At 46.9% G+C, this 17,729-nt stretch carries 18 protein-coding genes; all 18 read left to right on the forward strand.

All coding sequences use genetic code 11. From position 1 onward, the window contains the following. The first annotated feature begins 25 nt into the window (after nucleotides 1-25). The 18 genes from MICH65_RS02745 (at nucleotide 26) to MICH65_RS02830 (ending at nucleotide 17,719) form a co-directional block, all read left to right on the forward strand. The gene (locus MICH65_RS02745; RefSeq protein WP_161931898.1) at nucleotides 26-601 is read left to right on the forward strand and encodes a hypothetical protein; all 576 of its coding nucleotides are present in this window, start codon (nucleotides 26-28) and stop codon (nucleotides 599-601) included. A gap of 5 nt (nucleotides 602-606) precedes the next feature. Further along, nucleotides 607-1,497 carry a glycosyltransferase family 2 protein gene (locus MICH65_RS02750; RefSeq protein ID WP_161931899.1) on the forward strand — a complete coding sequence of 297 codons (891 nt, stop codon included), beginning with the start codon at nucleotides 607-609 and terminating at the stop codon, nucleotides 1,495-1,497. After that, entirely contained in the window at nucleotides 1,454-2,866 is a 1,413-nt protein-coding gene (locus tag MICH65_RS02755) for an O-antigen ligase family protein (protein WP_161931900.1), read from the forward strand. Before MICH65_RS02750 ends, MICH65_RS02755 begins: the two co-directional genes overlap by 44 nt. Continuing rightward, entirely contained in the window at nucleotides 2,863-4,290 is a 1,428-nt protein-coding gene (locus MICH65_RS02760) for an ArnT family glycosyltransferase (protein ID WP_161931901.1), read from the forward strand. The genes MICH65_RS02755 and MICH65_RS02760 overlap by 4 nt, the downstream gene beginning before the upstream one ends. After that, the gene (locus MICH65_RS02765; RefSeq protein WP_161931902.1) at nucleotides 4,287-5,498 is read left to right on the forward strand and encodes a glycosyltransferase family 4 protein; all 1,212 of its coding nucleotides are present in this window, start codon (nucleotides 4,287-4,289) and stop codon (nucleotides 5,496-5,498) included. Before MICH65_RS02760 ends, MICH65_RS02765 begins: the two co-directional genes overlap by 4 nt. Further along, nucleotides 5,495-6,394 carry a glycosyltransferase family 2 protein gene (locus tag MICH65_RS02770; RefSeq protein ID WP_161931903.1) on the forward strand — a complete coding sequence of 300 codons (900 nt, stop codon included), beginning with the start codon at nucleotides 5,495-5,497 and terminating at the stop codon, nucleotides 6,392-6,394. Before MICH65_RS02765 ends, MICH65_RS02770 begins: the two co-directional genes overlap by 4 nt. 7 nt (nucleotides 6,395-6,401) lie before the next feature. Beyond that, the gene (locus MICH65_RS02775) at nucleotides 6,402-7,508 is read left to right on the forward strand and encodes a glycosyltransferase family 4 protein (RefSeq protein ID WP_161931904.1); all 1,107 of its coding nucleotides are present in this window, start codon (nucleotides 6,402-6,404) and stop codon (nucleotides 7,506-7,508) included. Then, nucleotides 7,495-8,643 (forward strand): glycosyltransferase, encoded by a 1,149-nt coding sequence (locus MICH65_RS02780; protein ID WP_161931905.1) that lies wholly within the window; start codon nucleotides 7,495-7,497, stop codon nucleotides 8,641-8,643. Before MICH65_RS02775 ends, MICH65_RS02780 begins: the two co-directional genes overlap by 14 nt. Continuing rightward, complete coding sequence (locus tag MICH65_RS02785; protein WP_161931906.1) at nucleotides 8,613-9,713, forward strand: mannose-1-phosphate guanylyltransferase; 1,101 nt, start codon at nucleotides 8,613-8,615, stop codon at nucleotides 9,711-9,713. Before MICH65_RS02780 ends, MICH65_RS02785 begins: the two co-directional genes overlap by 31 nt. 10 nt (nucleotides 9,714-9,723) lie before the next feature. Next, nucleotides 9,724-10,350, forward strand: a complete 627-nt coding sequence (locus MICH65_RS02790; protein ID WP_161931907.1) for a sugar transferase — start codon at nucleotides 9,724-9,726, stop codon at nucleotides 10,348-10,350. Nucleotides 10,351-10,385: 35 nt separating this feature from the next. Continuing rightward, on the forward strand, nucleotides 10,386-12,389 hold the full coding sequence (locus tag MICH65_RS02795) for a DUF4012 domain-containing protein (RefSeq protein WP_161931908.1): 2,004 nt from the start codon (nucleotides 10,386-10,388) through the stop codon (nucleotides 12,387-12,389). After that, nucleotides 12,386-12,940, forward strand: a complete 555-nt coding sequence (gene recO / locus MICH65_RS02800) for a DNA repair protein RecO (RefSeq protein ID WP_161931909.1) — start codon at nucleotides 12,386-12,388, stop codon at nucleotides 12,938-12,940. The genes MICH65_RS02795 and recO overlap by 4 nt, the downstream gene beginning before the upstream one ends. 108 nt (nucleotides 12,941-13,048) lie before the next feature. Beyond that, complete coding sequence (locus MICH65_RS02805; protein WP_161931910.1) at nucleotides 13,049-13,651, forward strand: hypothetical protein; 603 nt, start codon at nucleotides 13,049-13,051, stop codon at nucleotides 13,649-13,651. Between the two features lie 30 nt (nucleotides 13,652-13,681). Further along, nucleotides 13,682-15,055 (forward strand): glycine--tRNA ligase, encoded by a 1,374-nt coding sequence (locus MICH65_RS02810; RefSeq protein WP_161931911.1) that lies wholly within the window; start codon nucleotides 13,682-13,684, stop codon nucleotides 15,053-15,055. Between the two features lie 17 nt (nucleotides 15,056-15,072). Continuing rightward, nucleotides 15,073-15,912: a hypothetical protein gene (locus MICH65_RS02815; protein WP_161931912.1), complete on the forward strand. Its 840-nt coding sequence runs from the start codon at nucleotides 15,073-15,075 to the stop codon at nucleotides 15,910-15,912. A 174-nt stretch (nucleotides 15,913-16,086) separates the two neighbouring features. Continuing rightward, nucleotides 16,087-16,518: a division/cell wall cluster transcriptional repressor MraZ gene (gene mraZ, locus MICH65_RS02820; RefSeq protein ID WP_161931913.1), complete on the forward strand. Its 432-nt coding sequence runs from the start codon at nucleotides 16,087-16,089 to the stop codon at nucleotides 16,516-16,518. Continuing rightward, nucleotides 16,515-17,429 carry a 16S rRNA (cytosine(1402)-N(4))-methyltransferase RsmH gene (rsmH, locus tag MICH65_RS02825; protein ID WP_161931914.1) on the forward strand — a complete coding sequence of 305 codons (915 nt, stop codon included), beginning with the start codon at nucleotides 16,515-16,517 and terminating at the stop codon, nucleotides 17,427-17,429. The genes mraZ and rsmH overlap by 4 nt, the downstream gene beginning before the upstream one ends. Beyond that, a complete protein-coding gene (locus MICH65_RS02830; protein ID WP_161931915.1) occupies nucleotides 17,426-17,719 on the forward strand; it encodes a hypothetical protein in 294 nt (97 codons plus the stop codon). Before rsmH ends, MICH65_RS02830 begins: the two co-directional genes overlap by 4 nt. Nucleotides 17,720-17,729: the final 10 nt, after the last annotated feature.

Here is a 17,729-nt window from a genome sequence, read left to right on the forward strand (position 1 = left end):
CCTTAAAATGCTATTATCTACCTAAATGAAGCTCCTCACTCGACTTCTCATCCTTTTTCTCTATCTTTCAGGTTTAGTCTATCTCGCCCTTCCCCAACCCGAGGTGGTAGCTTTACCCAATGCTCTTCGCTCCACTGAGCCAGGCGACACCTGGCAAAACCCAGATCAATCTGCCTATTACACTAACCTTGGTAGAAGCGAAGTTCTAGAGTTCTATCAAGACACCTTCTCGCTTAATCTTTTTGGACTAACCCTGCCCTCATATCGCCTCAATTACCCCCCTGAGGACAGTCGTGTCTACGTCCGTGATCACCTACTTACCTATTACCTTGAGGAAATCAATCACCCCTTAAGAGAAAGCCTTTTTGTTGCGGGCTGGAATCCTAGGTTAAGCCCCATCTCCAACTATCTCTTTGACTCACAGTACGACCGCTGGGCCATGGTCATCGATGGTGTTGAGTACCAATCAAAAGTCACTCTAAAACCTTACTACTCCTCTCCCTATACCCGTTTCTTTATCTGGACTAGTATCTTCCCCCTCACCTATCTTGTCTTCAATCATTTCCGTCTCTCACTCAAACGCCTACTTAGCTTAAGGTAATCTCTATGAAACTAGACCTTTCCATCATCATCGTTTCCTACAACACCAAAAAATATCTGCGTGATTGTCTTAACTCCTTATATTCCAACACCAAGGGAGTTAAATTCGAGGTCATCGTCGTCGACAACCACTCCACCGACGGTTCTCAACAAATGCTTGCTAAGCACTTTCCCAAAGTAAAGTTGATTAAAAGTGAGCAAAACCTAGGCTTTGGTAGAGCCAATAACTTAGGCGCCAAACAAGCCAAAGGTAAATATCTGCTTTTCTTAAATCCAGATACTCTCATCACCCCCGATTCAATAAAGGAAAGTGTCAAGTTAGCAGACCAGACTTCCAAGTTAGGAGCCTTAACTATCCGCCTCCTTTTTGCTGATGGCACCATCCAGCCTACTGGTGGTTACTTTCCCACATTGCTCCGCCTGTTTGCTTGGCACACCGCTCTTGATGAGCTGCCGGTACTAAAGCACTTGATTGGCCCCATTCATCCCCCCGCTTCCTTTTATACCCACTCCTTTGAGCCTGACTGGATCACTGGCGCCTTCATGCTTATACCATCCCCAGTCTTTAACAAGGTAAGCGGTTTTGATGAACACATCTTTATGTATGGTGAGGATCTAGAGCTCTGCTACCGACTTAAACAGCTTGGGTACAAGGTTATCTACTCCAGCTCTCCTTCCATCACCCACCTGCAATCCAAGGCCTCCTCATCTCAGTTTGCTCTCATCTCAGAGATTACTGGTATCAAGTATTTTTACAAAAAACACAAACCTTCCTGGCAGCTGCCGTTAGTCAATATCATTTTCAAGCTCGGCTCATTGCTGCGGCTATTACTCTTTGGGATAATACTAGGCGATGACGCCAAAAAACAAGCCTACCACCAAGCGCTCAAACTCTAACAACTCCTTGCTAGAGTCTCTGCTTAAATACACCTTCGCGGCCCTCCTTATTTTTATTCCGCTCTACCCCAAGTTTCCCTTGTTTAATGTTCCTGGCACCTATGTTGCCGTCAGAGCCGAGGATTTCATCATTGCCCTACTGGCTCTTCTCCTCCTCCTCCTCCTATTACTCCGCCCTTACTTCAAGTTTTTTACCAAAAGCCCCACCGCCAAAGCTATCCTGGTTTTTTGGTTAGTTGCTTTTTTTGCCACTCTAAGCGGTGTTTTCTTAACCAAAACCACCCCTCTATCTCTGGGTCTGCTTCACTGGGCCAGGCGAGTCGAGTACACCATTCCTTTCTTTGCCGGTTTACTACTTGCCAGAAACAAAGACAACCTACTTTTCTTTGTTAAGCTAATTCCCTTAATCGCTCTGGCCGTCTTTGTTTATGGCCTAGCTCAGATCTACTTAAATGCACCCGTTATCTCCACCCAGAGTGCCGAGTACTCCACTGGTATCGCCTTAACCCTTCAGCCAGGTGTTAACCTCTCCTCCACCTTTGCCGGTCACTACGATTTAGCTACCTACCTCACCATGACCCTAAGTCTATCTGCTGGTCTACTTCTTCTCTTCCGTCGCCATTTACCTCGATTGCTTGGTGTTACCTTCTTACTCATTCTCTTCTGGTTGCAACTACGCACCGGCTCTCGCATTGCTTTCGGTGCTACCGTTCTATCATTGAGTCTAGTTTTCCTACTTGGTAAGAAGCCTCTCTGGATTATCCCTGTTTTTCTAGTTGCTTTTGTTGGTTTGGTTAACACTCCCAGCATCTCTGATCGCTTCGGCAATCTCTTTGATGTTTTTAAATTCTCCCGCTTCCAGGATCAGGTCAAAGGCTTGATGGACTCTCGTACCCAGCTACTCATCCCTCCTCTCTATGCAGCTGACGCCAGCCCTTCATCCACTCCCAAGCCCACCCCCATCGAAAACAAACGAGCCATCCAAGAAGACCGCTCCACCTCGATTCGTCTTGATGTTGAGTGGCCCAGAGCCTTAAGAGCTCTCAAGAAAAATCCCTTCTTTGGTACTGGTTATGCCTCCATCTCACTCGCTACCGACAATGATTACCTAAGAGCTTTAGGCGAAACCGGACTCCTTGGCTTCATTGCCCTCATCACCATCATCATCAATATCATTACTGATCTCCTCTCTAATCTAAAGAAAAAACTGTCTTCTCTCGAACGTTTTTATAGCCTAGGTACTTTAGGCCTAGTCATTGGCTTTCTAATTATCGCCACCTTTATCGACGTCTTTGAAGCTAGCAAAGTAGCCACCCTCTTTTGGATGTATACTGGCCTAGCCTCTGGTATTGCTCTCAAACACTCATGAAACACAAAATCTTACTCATCCTTATCCTTCTACTTGCCCTTATCTTACGTTGGTACAAAATCGATAATCCTTTAGCTGACTGGCACTCCTGGCGTCAGGCCGATACTGCCTCTGTTTCTCAGGAATACCTAAAAAACGGTATTGATTTGCTTCACCCTCGCTTCCACGATCTTTCCTCCTTCCCTTCTGATATTGATAACCCACAAGGCTATCGCATGGCCGAGTTTCCCCTCTACAATGCCATCCACGCTTTTATAGCCGGCAACTTTACTACCTTTGATCTTGATCAATGGGGCAGAGTCCTCTCCATTGTCTACTCCCTTATCTCCATCATCTTTCTCTACGCCCTAGTCTCACTCCTAACTGATCGTTACACCGGTCTGTTATCAGCCTTCTTTATGGCCGTTCTCCCTTTCAGTATTTACTACTCGAGGGTTGTTCTACCCGATCCCTTAATGATTACCCTTACTCTGGCTGGTTCATATTACTTTGTTAAAGCTACCCGTCAGCCCAACCTCGCCCATTTCTTCCTATCAAGCACCCTGCTTGCCTTTGCCTTACTGGTCAAGCCCTATGCCGTCTTTTACTTTCTCCCTTTAGTCTGGTTAGGTCTTATTACCTGGGGTTTCAAGCTTTTGCTTAAACCCTCCACCTACATCTTCCTTATCATTGTTTTTGCTCCCTTAATTCTCTGGCGTCTCTGGATTCAACAGTTCCCTGAAGGCATCCCAAGCAATCTCTGGCTCTACAACTACATGAACATCCGCCTTCGTCCCGCCTGGTGGCGCTGGCTCTTTTACGAACGGCTCTCTCTCTTGATTCTCGGCGCTTTTGGCTTACTGCCTTTCCTCACTGGTCTAGTCACCAAACTCAAACCCAAAGAACACTATTTCTTCCATCTTTGGTTGGTTGGCATCTTTGCCTACCTAGTTATATTCGCTGGTGGCAATGTCACTCACGACTACTACCAAGCCATCACCATTCCCGTTCTGGCCGTCTTCTTAGCTAAAGGCACCCTTTTTCTAGTTAAACCTAACCCATCTTTAATCTGGCCCTTTACACCTCTGCTTGTTTCAGCCTGTATCGCTCTCTCCCTTGCTTTTTCCTGGTATCAAATCAAAGGTTACTACCAAGTCAACAACTGGAGTATTGTTGAGGCTGGTATCAGAGCTGACAAACTTCTCCCTGCCGATGCCAAGGTCATTGCTCCCTACAATGGCGACACTGCTTTCTTATATCAAACCAGACGTTCTGGCTGGCCCATCTCCTTCTGGGGTATTCCATACCTGCTTGAGCGAGGTGCTACCCACTACGTCTCGGTCAACTTTGATGACCAAACCAACCAGGTCATCAGTGATCCCAACAACACCATTCTTGAACAAACTGACCGTTATGTAATTGTTGAATTAAACCAAAACAAATGAAAATCTTAATGCTCACCCCATATCTTCCATATCCAGACTCTTCTGGTGGACAGATCCGCACTCAGAATTTACTGAAACACCTCAAGAAAAAACATGACATCACCCTAGTTTCTTTAATTAAAGACCCGACCGAAACACAATATATCCCAATTTTAGAAAAAAACTTTTGCAAAAAAGTTAAGGTCTGTCTGCGTTCCCGTAAGCCTTTTACGCTAAAAAACATCATCAAAACCGGTTTTTCGCTTCAGCCATTCTTAGTTGTTCGCAATTTTTCCAAGCAAGCCCAGCAAGCCATTGCCTACGAGCTAGCCAACAATCATTACGACCTCATCCATGTCGAGACTTTTTACGCCATGCCTCACATTCCCTCCGGAACAAAAGTTCCAGTCGTATTGGTTGATCAGACCATTGAGTTCAAGGTCTACCAGCACTATGTTAAGGAAGTTGCCCCGCTACCTCTACGACCTCTTCTAAACATTGATGTTCTAAAATTAAAGCACTGGGAACGCTTCTACTGGCGTCGGGCCAATCGGGTTATTGCTGTGTCCGACAAAGACAAGGAAGAAATCTTAAGACTAGAACCAAATCTTCGCGTTGATATTGTTCCCAATGGAGTCAATCTTGATTTCTTCAAACAAAAAACATCCTGGAAAACCAGCAAACCGACCATCCTCTTTGTCGGTAATTTCCATTGGCTTCAAAATATTGAAGCAGCCCAGACTTTAATCACCAAGATCCTGCCTTTAGTTAAGAAAAAACTCCCCCAAGCTCGTGTCTGGATTGTTGGTCAGCACCAACCCGATTCGCTAAAAGCCTTGGCCTCCGACTCTGTCTTAATCTCAGATATTGCCGAAGATGATGCCGACAGTATTGTCAAAGCCTACAAAGAGGCTGATATTTTTTGTACTCCCATTAAAGGCCCAGGTGGCACCAGATTGAAAAATCTAGCTGCTATGGCCAGTCGTCTTCCCATTGTCAGTTCATCTGTTGGTATGGCTGGCTTAGGTATTAATCCAGGCGAACATGCCATTATTACCGACTCACCCAAATCCATGGCTACTGCCATCATTGATCTAGTAAACAACCCCAAAAAAGCCGAGTCACTCACTCTCGCTTCTCGCCGTTATGTCGAGCAAAACTTTAGTTATCAGGTCATTGCTGATAAACTAAGTCGCATCTATCAGCAAGTATCCAGCCAGACACCATGAGCCTGTCTATCATCATCGTCTCCTACAACACCAAGCAGCTGCTATCAGACTGCCTCAAATCAGTCTATAAATCTCAGAGTCCCAAAGATGGTCTCGAGGTTATAGTTGTTGATAATAACTCGCCTGATGACTCAGTCCAAATGGTCGAGGCGGATTTTCCCCAAGTTAAATTAATTGCCAATCAAGACAACAAAGGTTTTGCTGCTGCCAACAATCAGGCTGCCGCCATCGCCCAAGGCAAATACTTGCTCTTTCTAAACTCAGACACCAAGCTTACTCCTCACGCCTTAGTCAAACCTTTAAAATATCTCCGCACTCACCAGGATGTTGGTGCCATCACCGTCAAGCTACTTTTACCCACTGGCCAGATCGATCTTGATAATCACCGAGGTTTCCCCACTCCCTGGACTGCTCTTACCAAGATGTTAAGACTAAATACCCTCTTTCCCAATAGTCGTCTCTTTAACAACTACTACCAAAGCTACAAAGGCTACGACCGTATTCACTCCATCGATGTGGCCGCTGGTTCCTACATCATGCTCTCCAAAAAACTTTTCGACAAAATTGGCGGTTGGGACGAGAGCTACTTCTTTTACGGAGAAGATATCGACCTCTGCTACCGCATTCGCCAAACTGGCAAAAAAATCATCTACTATCCCAAAGTCACTACCATCCATTACAAAGGTGCCAGCTCTGGCTTAAGAAAAGAATCAGCCAACAAAGCTCGTCCGCCCAAGGCCACTCGCATCAAGGTGGCCAAGGCCTCGACCCAGGCCATGAAAATTTTCTATCGCAAGTTCTATCAAAACCAGTACCCCTTCTTCATCACCTACCCCATCCTTCTAGCCATCACCCTGCTTGGCTGGCTTAGAGTTATCAAGCACCAACTAACTTAAGTAGTTTATGAAAATCGGTATCGACGCCCGCCTCTATGGCCCCAAACACACCGGCATCGGCCGTTATGTCCAGGAGCTGGTTAGTCAGCTCATCCCTCTCTCTCCCAAAGACCAGTTTATTATTTTCGGTGATCCCAAACTCCTCTCTGATCTAGAGTCCTTCTCCAACGTCACCATCGTTCCTCTCAAGACCCCTATCTACTCGCTTGCCGAGCAACTCATCAATCCCTTCATTTTCTACTCCCATCATCTTGATCTGCTCCACGTTCCCCACTTTAACGCTCCCTTGTTGTACTTCAAAAAAACTATCATCACCATCCACGACCTAATCAAACATCTCTCCACTGGCCCCGACACTACCACCTTGCCTTCCTGGCAGTATCGCATCAAGCACCTAGCCTATCGCTTCCTTATCAGTCGCAATCTTAAAACCTCTACCGCTATCATCACTCCTTCTCACTACTGGAAAAACTATCTCATCACTCAATTAAAGGTGCCCTCAGCCAAAATCTTTGTCACCTACGAAGCGGTTAACGCTGGTCTCAAACCAGTCGATACTCCAGACAAAACCTTGCTTAAAAAATACTCCCTCAAAAAGCCCTATATCATCTACACCGGCAATCTCTACCCCCACAAAAACGTCAATCTCCTCATTAACGCCGTCAATTCTTTTAACGCCAATCACTCTCTTAACCTTAAACTCGGTATCATTGCCGGCCGTTCTGCTTTTCACAAACGGGTTACTAAAAGCGATGCCATTGTCCCTCTAGGCTACGTACCCGACCAGGACTTACCCCACATATATGCACAAGCCCTTGCCTTAGTTCAGCCATCGTTAATCGAGGGCTTTGGTTTAACTGGTCTTGAAGCCATGAAATTAAAAACCCCAGTTGTCAGTAGCAACGCCACCTGTTTACCCGAGGTTTATGGCCAGGCCGCCCTCTACTTTGACCCATACGACCAGCAGGATCTGGAAGAAAAAATTTCCTGGATTGTTAAGGAACATGACTTAAGACAGCGCTTGGTTGATAGGGGACTGTCCCATGTCACTCAGTTCAGCTGGACCAAGACTGCTCGTCAGACTCTCAAGGCCTACAAATATGCGTTCAAGTAATCTAAACGACTTAAAAATTGCCTTAGTATACGATCGAGTTAACAAGTTTGGCGGGGCCGAGCGAGTCATTCAACAACTCCATCAACTCTTTCCCAAAGCTCCTCTCTATACCCTTGTTTACGACCCAGCAAAGGCTACCTGGGCCTCCGGTATGGATGTTCGTCCCAGTTTCCTTAATCTTCCATTCCTGCGTTCCCATCATGAACTCTTAGCCCCTCTTGCCCCCCTAGCTTTTGAGACCTTTAACTTTAATGATTATAATTTGGTCATCTCCATCACCAGCGAATCAGCCAAAGCCGTTATCACCAAGCCTAATACTCTGCATGTCTGTTACTGCCTTACTCCCACCCGCTATCTCTGGTCGGGACGGCAAGAGTATTTAACACACCCCGGTTTGGGTATCTTATCTCCTCTAGTGAAAAGATATTTGCACAAGAACATAAAAAAATATCAAAAAAACGATCTTTACCTTTCTCATCGACCTGATCACTACATCGCCATCTCCCAAGAGGTTCAATCAAGGATAAGACGCTACTATCACCGACCCTCATCCGTTATCTATCCACCCATTAACTACGACTATTTCTCCAGAGCACCTAGATTAAAACGGACTCACTATCTCTTCGTCAGTCGCTTAGTTCCTTACAAAAAAGCCGATTTGGTCATCAACGCTTTTGCCCATCCCAGCCTTCAATCATCCAACTTAATCGTGGTTGGCTCAGGTTCTCAAAGCTCATCACTTAAACGCCAAGCTACTCACAACGTCAAGTTCCTCTCCTCTGTCTCTGACCAACAATTAAGGCGTCTTTATGCTTCCGCCAAAGCCTTGATTTTTCCTTCCCATGAGGACTTTGGACTTGTCCCCCTTGAGGCTCAGGCCTGCGGCACGCCGGTTCTTGCCTACAACCAGGGCGGTGCCCAAGAAACTGTCATTGAGGGCAAAACAGGCCTCTTCTTTACCTCTCAGACAATCAAAGCTATCATCAATGCCATCACTAAATTCGAAAAGCAAACCACCATATCCTCCGTTCTCTGCCGCAAAAACGCCGCTCGTTTCTCGCCCCTTGTCTTTCAACATCAATTATCTGCTACATTAAAAATACTATGGCAAAAGCACCAGCAAACCTATATGTAGTTATCATCGCCGGCGGTGTTGGCACCCGTCTCTGGCCCAAATCAAGGAAGGCTCTGCCCAAGCAATTCTTCCACCTTGATGGCGATTTATCCTTAAGTCAATTAACCTACCAAAGGCTAAAAGGCTTTATACCCGATGATCACATTTACGTAGTTGCTCCTGCCCATTACCGATCTCAGATTCAAAAGAATTTACCCCAGATCCCTAAACAAAACCGGCTTTTAGAGCCGGTTAAACAAGGTACTACTGCCGCCAACTTGTTAAGTGCCTCGGTTATCTACCATCGTGACCCCAATGCTATCGTTCACCTCCTAGTTGCCGACGACTATCTTCAAGACATTCCCCGTTTCCATCGCATGTCTAGTCTAGCTGCCCAGCAAGCCGCTGATGACTCGGTCATAGTTTTCGGCGTCAAGCCCCGTTCACCTCACACCGGCTTTGGCTATATCAAAACCGGTAAAAAGCTCTCTACTCATGGGGATATTCAGGTTTTCAAAGCCCTAAAATTTGTTGAGAAACCCGACGAAAGAAGAGCTCGTCGTTACGTTAGCTCCAGTAATTACTACTGGCATGGTTCTGGTTTTGCTGCCCCAGTTCAGCTCATTCTTGATACCCTTTCGGCCAGTCCTCAGATCAACTCGATTGTCACCAAGATTAACCAGCACGTTGCTTCTGGTAAGAGCCTTAACCGGCCCGCTTTCCTTAAGCTATACAAACAGATCACCAAGGACCCCATCGAGACAACCTTTCTAGAGAAAGTTAAATCCACCAAGATGATTACTCTGGAGGATACCTGGAATGATGTTGGCAGCTGGGCGCAGGTTTATGAGATCTTTCCCAAAGATGCTCAGCGCAATGTTATCCTAGGCAATCCCAAGAATGTCGTCACCCGAAACTCCTTCCACAATCTCATCTTCGCCAGTGATCGCCTCATCGCTATCACCGACATGGAGGGCATGGTTATAGTTGATACTGGTGACGCTCTTCTGGCCTGCCCCATGGTTAATGCCCAGAATGTTAAAGCTTTAGTCGAAATTCTAAAATCATTAAAACTAGACAAATTAATTTAAAAAAACACTCATGTTCTACGATCTAGCCAAACGCTTACTTGATCTACTCGCCGCCCTCACTCTCATTGTCCTCTTCGTCCCCGTTTGGATCATTGTGCCACTCTTAATCAAGTTTGACTCAGCAGGTCCCATCTTCTTTCTTCAGAAGCGTCTTGGTAAAAATGGCCGGGTCTTTAAGATCATCAAATTTCGCACCATGCGTACCGACGCCGAGGAATACTGGAAGAATCACCCCAAACTCTACCAGAAGTTCAAGAAACAAAGCTGGAAGCTTACCCTAGATGAAGATCCTCGTGTTACCAAGTTAGGCCGGGTTCTTCGCCAAACCTCGATAGACGAGTTTCCCCAGGTCTTCAACGTTCTACTTGGTAGTATGAGTTTAATCGGTCCCCGTCCCATCCGTGATATCGAAGCCAAAGACGCTATCAGGCGGTATGGTAAGAAGATTAAAGAGCAGATTGATACAAGTCTAACCGTCAAACCAGGTATCTCCGGCCCCTGGCAAGTCTCTGGTCGCAACGACATTCCCTGGGACAAGCGTCTAAAAATTGACGCCCAATATGCTAGTCGTCGCAATCTTTTAGATGACCTGCGCATCATTCTCAAGACCCCTCTGGCCATGATCAGCAAATGGTAGTCTTCCATTTCTATATTTTGGTAAACTAAATCGATATGCAACTCAAGAAGCTTGATCTAAGTGAAGGTGTTTCTGCTGCCGAGGATGTTAAACCTGTATCAGATCCAGACGTATCATCAACTGATCCGGTCAAACCTGCTCCTGACACATCAAAATCTGAACCAACTGATCCCAAAACACTCAAGACTCGTCGTAGCCTTAAAAAACCCTTAATTATTCTCTCAGTTATACTCCTGCTTCTTCTTATAACCACGGCCGCCCTAGCTATTCCTGCCTATCTCATGATGACTCCCGCCAAGCTTACCTTAAGCTCTGCTCAAAATGCCGCCGCCGCTCTTCAAAGTCAGGACCTGGCTGCCACCCAATCAGAGTTAGTTGCTGCCAAGGATCACCTAGTCAAAACTCAACAACAGTATCGCTATCTCTCCTGGACCAAGTATGTCCCCATCATTCGCAACTACTACCTTGATGGTGAACGAGGCCTACAAGGTGCCTATCACGCCATCGAAGCTGGTCAATCCCTGGCCGTTGCCATCGAGCCCTATGCCGACCTACTTGGCTTTAAAGTCAGTACTGAGTCGGCTCAACCGGATGCTACCTCAGCCGAGGAGCGCATTGTTTTCTTGGCCCAGACTCTGGAAGCCATCTCTCCGCAACTAGAACAGGTAGCCAAGGATCTTGACCTGGCTCGTGACCAGATCAACCAAATTGATCCCAACCGCTATCCGGTTACCGTTGCCAACAAACCAATTCGCGCCAATGTCAAAAAACTTCAGGAAACCCTCTCTGCAGCCCATCTGGCTCTAACCGAAGCCAAGCCCTTGATTGCTCTCTTGCCTGACCTGCTTGGCCAAAACGGCGAAAAAGTATATATGCTTCTTTTCCAAAACGATGCTGAGCTTCGCCCCACCGGAGGCTTTATGACTGCCTACGCTTATGTCAAGGTTGATCGAGGCAAATTGACCCCGCTTGATTCTTACGATATCTACGATCTGGATGCTCGCTGGAACAAAATCCTACCCGCCCCCGATCCCATCAAAAAATACCTGCCTCTGGTCAACAACTGGAATCTTCGTGATATGAATCTGAGTCCCGACTTCAAGGTTAGTATGGAAACCTTTCTAAAACATTACCAAGAAATTCCCGGGGTCAGACAGATCGATGGTATCATCGCCCTTGATACCCAGGTTCCAGTAGAATTACTCAAAGTTCTAGGCCCCATCGGCGTTGGCGGCTGGGGAGAGTTCAGTGCTGAAAATGATCCCCGTTGTGATTGTCCGCAGGTTGTATATGCCCTGGAAAATATCGCCACCAGACCCACCAACTATATCCGTGAAGACAGAAAGGCTGTTTTAGGTCCTTTAATGCATTCCATTATTGCCAATGCCATGGGTTCGCCCAAATCCACCTGGCCTCAGCTACTTAATGTTGGCCTCAATGCCTTAAAGGAAAAGCATCTTTTGCTTTACTTCCCGCAGGAGTCTTCTCAAACCTCAGCCGAGGGCTTTAATGCTGCCGGCCGTATTCGTTCCTTTGAGGGTGATTATCTCCACATCAACGACACCAACTTTGCCGGTGCCAAGTCCAATATGTTCATCACCCAGACTGTTGAGCAAGACATCACCCTAGACGCCAATGGTTCTGTCACCAAGACCGTCACTATTACTTACGACAACCCTCATCCGCCCAGCAACTGTGACCTCGAGACAGCCGGCCTCTGTCTTAACGGAGTTTACCGAGACTGGGTCAGACTTTATGTTCCTAAAGGATCTACCCTAACCGAGGTGGTTGGTTCTGAAGTAGCTGCCGTCACTAACGAGGACTTAGGTAAAACCGTTTTTGAAGCCTTCTTTACTCTAAGGCCCCAGTCATCCAGCAAATTAGTCTTTACCTACCAGCTGCCCGACACTTACTCCACTCCTTTCCCCATGCTCATCCAAAAACAACCTGGCAAACCCAATATCACCCACTCCATTATCTTCAACGGCCAGCCTGTTGAGTACACCGTTCAGGGTGATCTGGAGATTACCCTTCCATGAGCGAGTTAAAAAACTTCTCTGATCAAGCTGTTGTCATCAAAAGACATAACTTCGGTGAGGCCGATCGCATTGTTACCCTGTTTACCCTCAAACATGGTAAGTTAGTCGCCGTCGCCAAGGGGGTGAGAAAATCCACTTCCAGAAAAGCGCCTCATATCGAGCCGTTTTCGTACTCCAGTCTCTACTTTGCCACCACCAGAGGCATGCCCATCATTACTCAAGCCGAGACCATCAACAGCTTTGACCACATCAGGAACAATCTTCAAACTACCAGGTTGGCCTTTCACGCCATCGAGGTTATCGACAAAATCTTTGTCGAACAGCAAGCCCAGCCAGAAGCCTTTCACCAACTTCTAAAACTACTAACCCTGCTTGACCAATCCAACCTTATCACCCAGACCGATCAGGAACTCGCCCTCACTCAGTTTCACAAAGATCTTTTAAGTGACTTAGGTTTCGGCATGCCCAGACATCAAGACGCCAAGTCCTTACTAGATTACATTGAGCACATCATTGACCGCCGCTTGACCGCCAGCAAACACCTTTCTTAAAAACCAAATCTAGCCACAAACATTCTCAATCTTGACATTAACGGGTAGTATTAAATGGTCGGCTCAAAACCCCCCTATATTAATAATTAGCTTGTTAAAAAAGCTACTATGCCAAGAAATGAATCCCTAAAAGTTACCGGAGCTTCAGTTCAGGACCGCAGCGCCCGTCCTGGCGAGACTCCCGACATTATTTACTTCGACGGTGTTCACTCGCAGGAAGCCATAAAGCAAGCCATTGCCCAGGGTGACATTGTCTTTTCCCAGTGGGTTCCCGAAGACGTAAAACCTGGTATTTCTTCTCAGCTATCAGATCCGTCTGGAGAGCTAGAGCCAACCGTCTTTTCTGACCTTTCTCCCTTTAGCAATCAGGTCGAGACAGCCTATTACCTTAATGGACACCAAGGACCCCCTCCACTAGACGGCAAGCGAACAGATGATTACCCCGTCTATCTTCAAGGCTGGCACTCCACCGCTGCTATTGAAAAATACTATCCTGGCTGTCAGGCACTTTGCACTCGCAGAGACGGCCGTGCAGTTACAGTGGTAGAACCAAAAGGTTTTCGCCCCAAACCAGTTCACGTCGTTCATGTCATTAAAGACGGAGAGCTACAACCAATTGATTCCTCTGCCGGCTCTAGCACCTCGACTGATAGCAAATTAGCAGATCAGTCCACCCCCCGACCAGAACCCGACATGGCTCTGGGTAAATAGCTATAAAGTTACGGATGCTACAATATCTCCATGGCTGATGACAAACTTCTAGAGAAAGTAGTAGCGCTCTCCAAGCGTCGTGGTTTTATCTTCCCCGGATCCGATCTTTACGGTGGTTTGGCCAACACCTATGACCTAGGTCCCAGGGGTGTTGAGTTAAATCGCAATCTAATCAATCTCTGGTGGAAAGAGTTCGTCCACAAGCGTCCCGAGGTTTACGGTCTTGATACCGCCATCCTCATGAGTCCCAAAGTCTGGGAAGCCAGCGGCCACACAGCTTCTTTCTCCGACTCTCTCATCGACTGTAAAAACTGCCACTATCGCACCCGAGCTGATCACCTCATCGAAGACAAATACCCTGATACCAAAGTTGAGGGTAAGTCACTTGAGGAGCTTGAAGCCATTATTCAAGACAAGCACATCCTCTGTCCTAAGTGTGGTCAGTTTGACTGGACTTCTCCTCGTCTCTTCAACCAGCTCTTCGAGACCCAAGTCGGTATCATCACCGGGGAGAAAAACACCGCTTACCTAAGAGGGGAGACCGCTCAAGGTATGTTTGTTGACTTCAAACAGGTTATTGACTCCATCCATCCCCGTCTGCCTTTTGGTTTGGCCCAAGCTGGTAAAGTTTTCCGAAACGAGATCACCATGGGCAAGTTCACCTTTAGAGTCCTAGAGTTTGACCTAGCTGAGTTTGAGTACTTTGTTGAGGAAAAAGACTGGGAGCAATGGTTTGAGTTCTGGAAAGAAGAGGTTACTCGTTTCGCTCACATGCTTGGTGTTACCGATGACAAACTCCGTTGGCGTCCTCACACCTCCGACGAACTAAGCCACTACAGCAAACGCACCGAGGATCTTGAGTACAAGTACCCCTTTGGTTACAAAGAATGGTTTGCTGTTGCTTACAGGACTAACTTTGATCTCAAAAACCACTCAGAAAAATCTGGTGTTGATCTCTCATACACCGACCCCAAGACCAACCGCAAATTCATTCCCCACGTCATCGAGCCCACTTTTGGTATCACTCGCTCTCTCACCACCATTCTTATTAACTCCTACTACGAAGACAAACAAAAAAATCGAGTTATGCTCAAGCTTCCCTACAAGCTAGCCCCTTACCAGGCCGCCGTTTTTCCTCTCCTATCTAACAAAGAAGACCTGGTCAACAAAGCCAGACAAGTCCAGACTCTTCTCTACGATCGCTTTGTGGTTGACTGGGATGATCGAGGCAACATCGGTAAGCGCTACTACTCCCAAGATGAAATCGGCACTCCTTTCTGTATCACTGTTGACTTTGACACTCTCGAGAAAGAGACCGTTACGGTAAGAGACCGGGACACCGCTCTCCAGGAGACCGTCTCCATTGGTAAGCTTGCCAAATACCTTGACGAGAAGTTAAATTAATCTGTTATCCCAAAAGTATGCCCAAGTCTAAACTCGTTCTTCTAGTTCCCGCTCTGCTTATCCTAAGCCTGGTTGGATTCGTCGCCTATCGCCTAATCTCCTCCTCCTCAACAGAGGAAGTTCCTCCTCCTCCCGCCAAGCGACAAATCATCAACGCCCTTCCCATTCCTGACCGTCCTTTCATCACCCTTTTCCCACACCAGACCAACAAACTCATTACCCTCTACATGGACAAACCGGGTAACACCCCCGAGCTTACTGTCGATATCGAGTATCTCTCCGGCAACTCTCTTAAAGGAGGTCGTACCTCTATCTCTCTGCCAGTTGAACTTCCCTTCACTCAAGCCTTCTTACTGGGTAGCTGTTCCTCAGGTGGTAAATGTAGCTTTGACCAGGACATCAGCACCGGTACCATTAAGACCAAGCTCGAGAATGACACCGAGATCAATATTCTCAAAAGCAACTATGTCTTCATCGATGGTCCCTCCGCTACTACCGACCAAAAACTCAAATTCACTCCTATAAAATACACAGAAACTGCCATCTTAAGTTACACCCATGGATATATCGGTACCTACTCTGGTGAGGTAGTCTCCGAGCCCTTCGTCATCACCTCCGCCTCGCCCGACGATGTCACTGGCACTCTTACTCTCATCAGTGACGCCACTAGTCTTGCTTACTTCGATGGCCAGGACTACCAAGTTCTAGAAGAGGTTGAGGCTGTTGATGGACAGCTTACTGTTGATTTAGATATTAAGCCTTGGAGTAGACAAGTCACCATTGTCCGGGATGATCTTAAAGGCGAAACTCAAGACGTTACCCTCTATCTAGTCGGCCCTTTCCTCCCTCTTAAGTAATATCCCAACCCCCCCGCATTTTTCTTGATTGATCACGTCCTCTAAGACGTGGTTTTTTTGCTGTATTTCCCTCTTGACACGATACCTTTTGACATAGTTAACTATTAGTGGTGACAAGTGGTGAAACATCCGATATCATTAGAAGTTAAGTCACCTTGCCTGCGACTATGCAATATGTTTATTGGCCGTTACTACCACAATCTCGAAAACAAAGGCCGTCTCGCCATTCCCAAGAGCTTTCGTTCCCAACTAAAATCTGGTGGCGTCATCACCAGAGGTCTGGATGGGTGCCTTTTTCTTTTCCCCGCTTCATCCTGGAAGAAGCTCTCCGCCAAGCTGGCCTCCCTTCCCTTAACCAATCCAGCAGCCAGGAACTTCACTCGATTGCTAGTCCAACAAGCAACACCACTCGAATTGGATTCACAGGGACGCACCTTGATCCCAGACCATCTTCGATCACAGGCCAACTTAACCAAAAAGATAGTCGTAGCCGGAGCTCTGACTCGCATTGAGATCTGGGACCAAAGCCGCTATCATTCGCACCTTGAGAAGTTAGAACAAGATTCAAGCCAAATCGAGACTGCCATTAGTGAGCTAAATATATGACCGAGTATCAACATCAACCAGTTTTACTTAAAGAAGCTTTAGAGTATCTTCAGGTCAAACCTGGCAGAATTTATCTTGATGCCACTCTGGGAGATGGTGGCCACACTCAAGCCATACTTGAAAAAGGTGCTTCGGTCATTGCCATCGATCAGGACCCCCAAGCCCTTGAGCGTGCTTCAGCTCGGTTACAGTCTGCCTGTCCAGACATCAACATCAAACTTGATGTCAAGCTACCTGTAACCCAAGTTGAGGCCAAAACCTGTCTCCTTATCCGTAGCAACTTTGCCAATCTCGACCAGCTTATCAATCTACCCATCGACGGCATTCTCTTTGACCTAGGTGTCTCCACCCTCCAGATTCTCATGCCACAGCGAGGCTTCACCTTCCAGTCAGAAGGCCCTCTTGATATGCGCATGGATCCAGATCTAGGCGTTACTGCTGCCGATCTGCTTATGGCCCTCTCTCAAAAAGAGCTTACCCGCTTACTTCTTGAGTTAGGAGATGAAACCTTTGCCGCCAAAATTGCCCGCAGGATCGTTAAGGTTCGTCAACGCACCCCCATTGTTACCACCACTCAACTGGCTGACCTAGTCGCCCGTATCAAGCCTCATGGCAAGATCCACCCGGCCACCAAAACCTTTCAAGCCTTAAGAATGGCTGTCAATCAAGAGCGCTACAGTCTCACTCAAGCTCTTCCGCAGGCCCTTAGGTTGCTTAAAAAACAAGGCCGACTCGTCATTATCAGCTTCCACTCTGGTGAGGACAGGTTAGTCAAACACTTCCTTAAAGAGCAAGCCGAATCAAACAATCTTGAAATTCTAACTTCAAAACCGGTTAAACCAACCGTTTTAGAAATTAACCAAAATCACAAAGCTCGCAGCGCCAAGCTAAGAGCCGCCGCCAAACAATGACCAAGCCATCACTCAACACCATCCTTAAGCTCAATTTCATAATCGTCATCACTCTTGCTATCCTTAACCTGGTTGGTACCAACCTGCTTGCCACTCAAGGCCAACAGCTAAATCAGATCTATGCTCAAACAAATCAAATCCGTAAAGAAAACGTCGCCCTTGCCAACGACATTGCCAAGGAATCCTCACTTCTCGCCCTCGAAACCTGGGCCGACTCTCGAGGTTTCGTCAAGGTTGACAAGCCACTTGCTCTCACCACCCCCGCCCCTGTCGCCTACCTTTCTCGCTAGTTTTATATTT

The organism is Candidatus Chazhemtobacterium aquaticus (assembly GCF_009936135.1).
In the GTDB taxonomy this organism is placed as follows: Bacteria; Patescibacteriota; Microgenomatia; order UBA1400; family Chazhemtobacteraceae; genus Chazhemtobacterium; species Chazhemtobacterium aquaticus.

Coding starts and splice junctions, on each gene's coding strand:
- MICH65_RS02745 (WP_161931898.1), top strand. CDS start 26: ATGAAGCTCCTCACTCGACTTCTCATCCTTTTTCTCTATCTTTCAGGT.
- MICH65_RS02750 (WP_161931899.1), top strand. CDS start 607: ATGAAACTAGACCTTTCCATCATCATCGTTTCCTACAACACCAAAAAA.
- MICH65_RS02755 (WP_161931900.1), top strand. CDS start 1,454: ATGACGCCAAAAAACAAGCCTACCACCAAGCGCTCAAACTCTAACAAC.
- MICH65_RS02760 (WP_161931901.1), top strand. CDS start 2,863: ATGAAACACAAAATCTTACTCATCCTTATCCTTCTACTTGCCCTTATC.
- MICH65_RS02765 (WP_161931902.1), top strand. CDS start 4,287: ATGAAAATCTTAATGCTCACCCCATATCTTCCATATCCAGACTCTTCT.
- MICH65_RS02770 (WP_161931903.1), top strand. CDS start 5,495: ATGAGCCTGTCTATCATCATCGTCTCCTACAACACCAAGCAGCTGCTA.
- MICH65_RS02775 (WP_161931904.1), top strand. CDS start 6,402: ATGAAAATCGGTATCGACGCCCGCCTCTATGGCCCCAAACACACCGGC.
- MICH65_RS02780 (WP_161931905.1), top strand. CDS start 7,495: ATGCGTTCAAGTAATCTAAACGACTTAAAAATTGCCTTAGTATACGAT.
- MICH65_RS02785 (WP_161931906.1), top strand. CDS start 8,613: ATGGCAAAAGCACCAGCAAACCTATATGTAGTTATCATCGCCGGCGGT.
- MICH65_RS02790 (WP_161931907.1), top strand. CDS start 9,724: ATGTTCTACGATCTAGCCAAACGCTTACTTGATCTACTCGCCGCCCTC.
- MICH65_RS02795 (WP_161931908.1), top strand. CDS start 10,386: ATGCAACTCAAGAAGCTTGATCTAAGTGAAGGTGTTTCTGCTGCCGAG.
- recO (WP_161931909.1), top strand. CDS start 12,386: ATGAGCGAGTTAAAAAACTTCTCTGATCAAGCTGTTGTCATCAAAAGA.
- MICH65_RS02805 (WP_161931910.1), top strand. CDS start 13,049: ATGCCAAGAAATGAATCCCTAAAAGTTACCGGAGCTTCAGTTCAGGAC.
- MICH65_RS02810 (WP_161931911.1), top strand. CDS start 13,682: ATGGCTGATGACAAACTTCTAGAGAAAGTAGTAGCGCTCTCCAAGCGT.
- MICH65_RS02815 (WP_161931912.1), top strand. CDS start 15,073: ATGCCCAAGTCTAAACTCGTTCTTCTAGTTCCCGCTCTGCTTATCCTA.
- mraZ (WP_161931913.1), top strand. CDS start 16,087: ATGTTTATTGGCCGTTACTACCACAATCTCGAAAACAAAGGCCGTCTC.
- rsmH (WP_161931914.1), top strand. CDS start 16,515: ATGACCGAGTATCAACATCAACCAGTTTTACTTAAAGAAGCTTTAGAG.
- MICH65_RS02830 (WP_161931915.1), top strand. CDS start 17,426: ATGACCAAGCCATCACTCAACACCATCCTTAAGCTCAATTTCATAATC.